Below are 1,890 nucleotides of genomic sequence, written 5' to 3' on the forward strand. Positions count from 1 at the left end.
TCGGCCTGCACCGCCTACCCATCGCGGAATTCCCCCTGCTGCGCGCACTCGCACCCGTCCTGGCCGCCTACGACGGCGAAGCCGAACTCGAACGCGGCCTCGACATCCTGCTCACCGGCCTCACCGCAGCGCTGCTCCAGCCCGGTCGAGGGTGACGACACCGTGCTGTCATCAACGTACTTCTACGGTGTAGACGTACGTTGTGGACGGCCCTAGACTGGGTACAACCGGTTCATGCATCCGCTGTCGGCCGATCGAAGAGTCCGTGCCGAGCCCGCGCGACCGGGAGACGGGAACTTTTCGATGACCATCAGGGACAAAATCGCGCACCAAGTCCAGGCGAGCAGGGCGTCTCTACGGACGTTGCTGGCCAAGACGGACGAAGACAGCCGTCGTAGGACGGACGTCGGCGGCAGGCGTCCCGGCGGCGCCATCGCACTGGCCGGGCGCAAGGTGAAGCAGGCGTTCACCCGCTGACTCCGACCTCGATCATCCCAGAGACCGGCTCTTCGTCGCGGCAAGTGATCCCAAGAGACTCGAGGAGAATCACCAATGGCAATCACGCAGGTCGCGGCCTACGCGCATTTGAGCGATGCGGATGTCGAAGCGATGGGGCGGGAATTCGACGCGATTCGCCGCGACATCTTGGATCGACGCGGCGCTCGGGATGCCGCTTACATCCGCCGCACCATCGCTTTCCAGCGAATACTGGAAGCCACGTCACGGCTCGTGATCGCCTGCGCCCCCGCGAAACCCGGCTGGATAGTGGGGACGACGGCGCTGGCGGCGGCGAAAAGCATCGAGAACATGGAAATCGGCCACAACGTGTGCCACGGCCAATGGGATTGGATGAACGACCCGGAAATTCATTCCACGACATGGGAATGGGATATGGCGGGTCTGTCATCGCAATGGCGCTATTCGCACAACTACCGCCATCACGTGTACACCAATGTCATCGGCATCGATGACGATATCGGCTTCGGCGTGATGCGGGTGACCCGCGATCAGGGGTGGCGGCCGCGCTTGCTGCTGCAGCCGTTGCAGAACCTGTTCCTGGCGATGACGTTCGAATGGGGCATCGCCCTGCACGACCTGTACTCCGAGCGCGACCGCACGCCTGTCCCGGCGGAGAAGGCCGCACAGACCAGAGCGCTGATCCGGAAGGTCGCGCGGCAGGTCGCCAAGGACTACGTGCTGTTTCCCGCGCTGAGCGGGCGGCGCTGGCGTCGCACGCTCGCCGCGAACACCGCCGCCAATGTGCTGCGGAATCTCTGGGCGTACCTGGTGATCTTCTGCGGTCATTTCCCGGACGGCGCGGAGAAATTCACCACCGCCGCGGTGGAGAACGAGACGAAGGCGCAGTGGTATCTGCGGCAGATGCTCGGCAGCGCGAACTTCGATGCCGGACCGGTCCTGGCGTTCATGAGCGGGAATCTGTGCCACCAGATCGAGCACCATTTGTTTCCGGACCTGCCCAGCAACCGGTACGCCGAGATAGCTGTGCGCGTGCGCGCCATATGCGACAAGTACGACCTGCCCTACACCACCGGGCCGCTGCTGCGGCAGTACCTGCTGACGCTGCGCACCATCCACAAGCTGGCTCTCCCGGACAGCTTGCTGACCGCGACCTCCGACGACGCGCCGGAGACCGCCTCGGAACGAAAGTTCGGCGCCCGCCCTGCGACCGGAGCCGACGCGTTTCCCCGGCGTGGCCTGCGTACCGCCTTACTGCTCACCAGCCGGTTCCGCTCCTAGCTAGGTGTACTGACCACGGACGTTGGTAGCGGCGTGTCGGGCTGACATGGCGAAGACCTCCGGGTGAAGTGCGAGCTGTCTAGGAACGCATTCACCTGCCGGAGGTCTTCGTGAATCTCCTATGTCAAGCTG

The 1,890-nt window shown here is 64.3% G+C and carries 2 protein-coding genes and 1 pseudogene; all 3 read left to right on the forward strand.

All coding sequences use genetic code 11. The features are described 5' to 3' along the window. Positions 1-155 (forward strand): annotated as a pseudogene (locus tag GVY39_RS33660) (TetR/AcrR family transcriptional regulator); the annotation flags it as partial. A 148-nt stretch (positions 156-303) separates the two neighbouring features. After that, the gene (locus GVY39_RS33665) at positions 304-477 is read left to right on the forward strand and encodes a hypothetical protein (RefSeq protein WP_159931014.1); all 174 of its coding nucleotides are present in this window, start codon (positions 304-306) and stop codon (positions 475-477) included. Positions 478-552: 75 nt separating this feature from the next. Next, entirely contained in the window at positions 553-1,758 is a 1,206-nt protein-coding gene (locus tag GVY39_RS33670) for a fatty acid desaturase (RefSeq protein ID WP_159931016.1), read from the forward strand. The last annotated feature ends 132 nt before the right edge of the window (positions 1,759-1,890 follow it).

The organism is Nocardia sp. CY15 (assembly GCF_009829295.1).
GTDB classification, from domain to species: Bacteria; Actinomycetota; Actinomycetes; order Mycobacteriales; family Mycobacteriaceae; genus Nocardia; species Nocardia sputi.